The organism is Vibrio sp. R-1, from assembly GCF_035615595.1.
Lineage (GTDB): Bacteria > Pseudomonadota > Gammaproteobacteria > Enterobacterales > Vibrionaceae > Vibrio > Vibrio cholerae.
On sequence record NZ_WPDC01000130.1, the window covers coordinates 1 to 6,253 of the forward strand.

At 48.2% G+C, this 6,253-nt stretch carries 7 protein-coding genes; 3 read left to right on the plus strand and 4 right to left on the minus strand.

Going from position 1 to position 6,253, the window contains the following annotated elements; all coding sequences use genetic code 11:
* Positions 1–770 (plus strand): PepSY domain-containing protein (locus GOU96_RS16510; RefSeq protein WP_324702024.1); only part of this gene is annotated, 770 nt, incomplete at its 5' end.
* Between the two features lie 77 nt (positions 771–847).
* Here GOU96_RS16510 and GOU96_RS16515 read toward each other — a convergent pair.
* From GOU96_RS16515 to hchA, 4 genes are all read right to left on the minus strand, one after another.
* On the minus strand, positions 848–1,231 hold the full coding sequence (locus GOU96_RS16515; protein ID WP_001961325.1) for a VOC family protein: 384 nt from the start codon (positions 1,229–1,231) through the stop codon (positions 848–850).
* Positions 1,225–2,163, minus strand: coding sequence for a LysR family transcriptional regulator (locus GOU96_RS16520; protein ID WP_230610433.1), 939 nt, complete (start codon positions 2,161–2,163; stop codon positions 1,225–1,227). The genes GOU96_RS16515 and GOU96_RS16520 overlap by 7 nt, the downstream gene beginning before the upstream one ends.
* A gap of 99 nt (positions 2,164–2,262) precedes the next feature.
* Entirely contained in the window at positions 2,263–2,982 is a 720-nt protein-coding gene (locus tag GOU96_RS16525; protein WP_032472180.1) for a PA1136 family autoinducer-binding transcriptional regulator, read from the minus strand.
* A gap of 19 nt (positions 2,983–3,001) precedes the next feature.
* On the minus strand, positions 3,002–3,862 hold the full coding sequence (hchA, locus tag GOU96_RS16530) for a glyoxalase III HchA (RefSeq protein WP_000214329.1): 861 nt from the start codon (positions 3,860–3,862) through the stop codon (positions 3,002–3,004).
* Positions 3,863–4,181: 319 nt separating this feature from the next.
* On the opposite strand from hchA, the gene GOU96_RS16535 reads away from it, so the two are divergent.
* Both GOU96_RS16535 and tdh read left to right on the plus strand, forming a co-directional pair.
* A complete protein-coding gene (locus GOU96_RS16535; RefSeq protein ID WP_000092843.1) occupies positions 4,182–5,375 on the plus strand; it encodes a glycine C-acetyltransferase in 1,194 nt (397 codons plus the stop codon).
* Positions 5,376–5,377: 2 nt separating this feature from the next.
* Positions 5,378–6,253 (plus strand): L-threonine 3-dehydrogenase (tdh, locus tag GOU96_RS16540; RefSeq protein WP_324702025.1); only part of this gene is annotated, 876 nt, incomplete at its 3' end.

The following is a 6,253-nucleotide window of genomic DNA, read 5'->3' on the forward strand; positions in this document are numbered from 1 at the left end:
TTTTCCTGATTTCCGGTCTTTCGTGGGCGGGCATTTGGGGAGGGAAACTGGTGCAGGCATGGAATACCTTCCCGACGTATTACACTTGGGGAGAAAAACCGCAATCGGTACTCACGCATGCGGATTTAAACCATGGCTCAGAAAAAGAGATGCCTTGGAACTTAGAGCAAACGCCAGTACCGCAATCGCATCATCATGGGGGTGAGCATGAGAAAGTCGCGACCAATGCCACTATTGGGATTGACCAAGTGATCGCTCAGGCCAAGACGCTCGGTTTTACGCAGTATCGCGTTGCTTTTCCGCGTGGGGAAACGGGCGTGTATACCGTTTCTGCCAATACCATGGCGGGTGATATTGTCGATCCACGTGATGATCGCACCGCGCATTTTGACCAATATTCTGGTGCGTTACTCACCGAGGTCACTTGGCAAGATTATTCGCCATTTGCCAAAGTGATGGCGGCGGGGATTTCGCTGCATCAAGGCGATCTGAGTGTATGGAACAAAATAGCCAACGTACTGTTTTGTCTCGCTTTCATTCTGATCTCTGTCACCGGTGTGGTGATGTGGTGGCTGCGCCGCCCAACGGGTCAAGCTCGGCTAGGTGTTCCGCCACGTTTTGAACAAGATGGGGTCTGGAAAGCAGGCTTAGTCACGTTACTGGTGATTGGCGTGGCATTCCCACTGGCGGGAGCGACGATAGTGTTGGCTTTGCTGCTTGATGGGTTACTGGTGAGTCGTATTGCTAAGCTGAAAATCGCTTTCAGTTAAGTGCAAAACTAGGAAAGTAAATAGAGGCCAGATTTTATCTGGCCTTTTTCGTTCACATGAGTACGAGTCGACCTCGTTTAAGCCTGATACAACTCAAGTGGCAACCCATCCGGATCAGCAAAAAAGGTGTAGGCTTTGCCAGTGTATTCATCAATGCGGATTGGCTCCACACTCAAGCCTTGTTGCTCGAGTTGAACTTTTATTTCTGCCACATCATCGACCACAAACGCCAAATGGCGCAGCCCTTGCGCCTCCGGAAAACTTGGCCGTTCAGGTGCGTTAGGAAAAGAAAACAATTCGATTTGCGAGCCATCAGGCAGGGCTAAATCCAGCTTGTAAGAGTCTCGCGCTGCACGATAGTTTTCTGCTACAACGCGCAAGCCGAGAATTTCTGTATAAAACGCTTTCGAGCGAGGGTAATCCGAACAAATGATCGCAGCATGATGAATGCGTTTTAGCATGTGGACTCCTTATCATTGAGCTTAGGACTGAGGTGCTCGAGCACAAAATCAATAAACACTCGCAAGCGAGCTGGCATGTATTTGGTCTGCGCGTACTGCATAGCAATCGCGCCGTGATAATTGCTCTTAATATTCCACTCTTGCAGCACTTGCACTACCTTGCCAGCCGTCAGCGCATCTTGCACCACAAAATCATGGAAAATGCCGATGCCGAGGTGATTCTTCACCCCAGTTAAACGCAGTTGCGATTGGTTCACCGCATAACGGCCACTCACCGCCACTGTGTGTGTTTCACGGCCTTTGGCAAACGTCCAGATATGATCTTTATCGGTTTCCGCGAGGTAGAGGCAATCATGCTCGGCTAAATCGGTGGGGTGAATCGGCGTGCCGCGCTGCGCCAAATATTCAGGGCTGGCACACAGCACTAAATTGGTTTTGCACAGCTCGCGCAGCACGAGGTTTTCATCCGGCTTATCCGTCAGGCGAAAAGCGACATCAATATTGTGTTTGAACAGATCAATGTCACCATCGGCGGCACGCAGCTTAAGCTGAATGTGCGGATATTGGGCGAGAAATGGCACCACAAACGGCTGCAATACGGAGTTTAAAAACGCCTCTGGCGCAGCAACCGTCAGTGCGCCAGCAGGTTCGGCATGTTCCGAACTGGAGATTTCGATCGCTTGCTGCGCCGCATTGACCATCAATAAGCTTTGGTCATACACCTTTTGCCCTGCTTGAGTAATGATGAGTTTGCGCGTCGTACGTTCAAACAGCTTGACCGACAAGGCTTGCTCAAGGCGAGTAATCAGCTTACTGAGCGCAGAAGGTGTTACGCCAAGTTTGCTGGCCGCAGCGGTAAAACTGCCTTCATTGACCACCACAATAAAAGTGGCGAGGTCTGGCAAAAGAGCAATCAATTTGGGAAGTAGCATAGGTGTCGATAAGTCGGCCAAGCGGTGGCGTCACTGTCGCAGAATCATCGGCTAAATGCAATTTGGTGGTAGTAAAGTCAGAGTTTAATCCGGTGTAGCTCATATTGAATGACTATTGATATCGCCCCGTTGTATCGCAATTCTTATTGTTTCGGCTGTCGTTGCCCCACCAAGTTTGAGTCTGGCGTTACGCAAGTGATTTTCAATGGTTCTGGGAGAAACACCAAGAGCTATAGCAATATCGGCTTGTCTGCGTCCCAGTGCTGTCAATGACAGCACTTCTTTTTCCCGTTTAGAGAGCAATGCTGAGCGGTTTGGATCTGAGGACTCAAGCAGACGACGTGCCGCAAAAAACGCATAAGTTGATAAAAGACTAAGTTCACAACGAGCTCGCGGTGAGCTATCTATTGCCTTACCGCCTAGACTCACAGCTCCTTCTAGTCCTAGATGGCCAAAAATAGGAATTTGTAGGCCGTGTATGCCGCTACCTTTGGGTTTGGCAACCACTCTGTATTGTTCTCGATTGACGTCAGGTTTTTTAGTCCAAAAGAAAGGACGATCAGTTTCAATAATATGACGAGTTATAGGGCAATATTTGATGTAAGTCGCTGCATCAATGTTTTCTCCATCGTCAAACCAATCACCTTCAATCCAATAGATACGCTCTATGATGCCATCGAGCGTGGAGTGTGCTGAGAAAAACACGATCTTATCGTAACCATAAAAATGCGCCCGTTGCCGAACAATATCTTGAACCTTGGAAAAGCTATGGCTTTCTTCCAGTTGGCTTATCAAGGTGATTAAATCGACAGCGGGCATAGGTTCTTTCTGCTCTATTTTATTTCTGCTCAACTTCAGCAAGTAATGCCTTGGCGGCGAGTTGCCCTAAAGCATTGCCTGCAAGCGGACTATCACCGGTCAACATTTTACGGTCTTGGAAGACTTGTCCTGATATTCCAGTATTCAGTAATTCAAAACCAATCGCTTGCAATTGTTCGCCAAACTTCCATGTCAGATGACCTGGCATATAGCCGATACTGGGCGTTTGAGCATCCATTTCGTCAGGAAAGGCCACAATTTTATATCCAGCAAACAATGGATCATCACCTACGGCAAGGAAGGCTGCAGGCCCGTGACAGAGCGAGATAATAAATTTATTTTGTTTCATCGCCCATTGTAAGACCGCTTTAACCTCTTGGCTGTCAGGCAGACCCATTAACGCGCCATGTCCACCGGGAATAAACACACCGATATAATCGGAGTCTTCACCTAACGCAGTTTCAATCACATCACTCAACTTAAGTGGCTGCCTGAAAGAAGATTGATATTTGCTATATAACCCATTCACTTCTTGGTCTTCTCTTGGCATGGCCCACCATTCAAACTTCACTGGATTACCAGAAAGTGTAGCAATATCAAAAGAAAAACCTGCCTTATCAAGATGATACATTGGTAAAAGCGTTTCAACGGGATGATTACCTGTAGAAAAAAAAGTGCCGTTATCCATCATCAGATAACGCTCATCGGCACCAACGACAAGGATTTTCCAACGTCCGCCTTGGTAAGGGGTAGGGTAATGGGCACCACTTAAATCTGACTTGGAGGCAGTGAATTGACTCAGAGAGTATGCCGATGGGAAGAAAGCATTATCTTCTGCTGGGTCGGGAGTCGGATGTTTATCATTCATTACTGTCGTCATGGTGTTCCTCCTTGGTTAAACCTTAAGTCGTTTTGATTATAGCGGTGACCTTTGATTAAAAAATAAGGGATTTCCCCTAAATGAAAATAATTCTTATGTTTAGGACTTGATGATAAGCGCAGGCAAATCATTCTTTATCTGTGCCTTAGATTCACGAATGCTTTTCCGTTACCGCAGATAATCGCTTGCGTGACCTTGGATTACACTAAGGGAAAGGTTTTTACAGTGTAAATATACCCTTGCGACTTGAAGCATTGTCGCTAAGTGTCTTAGGTATAGATCCTGTTACCCACAAAACAAAAACAAGAAGGAATACGCAATGTCTTCTGCTTTTTATCAGCAAATCCGAACTCAGATTGAGGAAGTGAAAGCTGAAGGGCTTTATAAATCCGAACGTGTGATCACCTCGCAGCAACAAGCGGCGGTCGAGATTTCTACGGGTGAAGAAGTTCTGAACTTCTGTGCCAACAACTACCTTGGCTTAGCCAATCACCCAGCGCTGATTGAAGCGGCGAAAGATGGGATGGACAGCCACGGCTTTGGTATGGCTTCGGTGCGTTTCATCTGTGGTACGCAAGATATCCATAAACAGTTAGAACAGAAACTCTCTCAATTCTTAGGTAAAGAAGACACCATTCTTTACACCTCATGCTTTGATGCCAACGCGGGTTTGTTTGAAACTCTGCTCGATAAAGAAGATGCTATCATCTCTGACGCACTAAACCACGCTTCAATCATTGATGGTGTGCGCCTGTGTAAAGCGATGCGTTTTCGCTATTCAAATAACAACATGCAAGAGCTGGAAGAGCAGCTTATCGCGGCAGATGCTGCCGGTGCTCGCCATAAGCTCATCGTCACGGATGGCGTTTTCTCAATGGATGGAGTAGTGGCCAACTTGCCGGCTATCTGTGACTTGGCAGATAAATACAACGCTTTAGTGATGGTGGATGATTCTCACGCGGTGGGCTTCATGGGCGCGAATGGTCGTGGCACACACGAATACCACGATGTGATTGACCGCATCGACATCATCACCGGTACGCTAGGCAAAGCCATGGGCGGTGCATCCGGCGGTTACACCTCAGGCAAGAAAGAGGTGATTGATTGGCTGCGTCAACGTTCACGTCCATACCTGTTCTCTAACTCGGTTGCGCCTTCGATTGTTGCAGCATCTCTGCGTGTGTTGGACTTACTGCAAGAGAGTGGCGATCTGCGTGAGCGCCTATGGGAAAACGCAGCGCACTTCCGTACTCGTATGGAAGCGGCGGGTTTCACCATGGGCGGCGCTGATCACGCCATCATTCCCATCATGCTAGGTGATGCCAAAGTGGCTGCAGAATTTGCAGAACGCGCACTGACCAAAGGCATTTACGTTATTGGTTTCTCATTCCCGGTTGTACCAAAGGGACAAGCGCGCATTCGTACGCAAATGTCAGCCGCACACAGCCGTGAACAACTGGACAAAGCCATCGACGCCTTCATCGAAGTGGGTCGTGATATGGGATTAATTTAATTATGAAAATCAAAGCACTTTCAAAACTGAAATCAGAGCAGGGCATCTGGATGAACGAAGTGGACATGCCTGAGCTTGGCCACAACGACCTGCTGATCAAAATTAAGAAAACCGCAATTTGTGGTACGGATGTACACATTTATAACTGGGATGAGTGGTCACAAAAAACCATTCCAGTACCTATGGTGGTTGGCCACGAATACGTGGGTGAAGTGGTCGGCATTGGCCAAGAAGTGCGTGGTTTCCAAATTGGTGATCGCGTTTCTGGCGAAGGCCACATCACTTGTGGTCACTGCCGTAACTGTCGTGGTGGCCGTACGCACTTGTGCCGCAACACCATTGGTGTGGGCGTAAACCGCACCGGTTGCTTCTCTGAATACTTGGTGATCCCAGCGTTTAACGCATTCAAAATTCCAGAAGGGATTTCCGACGATCTGGCGTCTATCTTCGATCCGTTTGGCAACGCTGTACACACTGCGCTTTCATTCGACTTAGTGGGTGAAGATGTGCTAATCACCGGTGCTGGCCCCATCGGTATTATGGCTGCTGCGGTTGCAAAACACGTAGGTGCGCGCCATGTGGTGATCACCGATGTGAACGAATATCGCCTCGATTTAGCCCGTAAAATGGGCGTGACTCGCGCTGTGAACGTTGCGGAGCAAAACCTAGAAGAGGTGATGAAAGAGCTCGGCATGACCGAAGGTTTTGATGTGGGCTTAGAGATGTCTGGCGTACCAAGCGCATTCAGCGCCATGCTCAAAACCATGAACCACGGTGGCCGCATCGCTTTGCTAGGTATTCCACCGTCATCGATGGCGATTGATTGGAACCAAGTGATCTTCAAAGGTCTGGTGATCAAAGGCATCTACGGCCGTGAG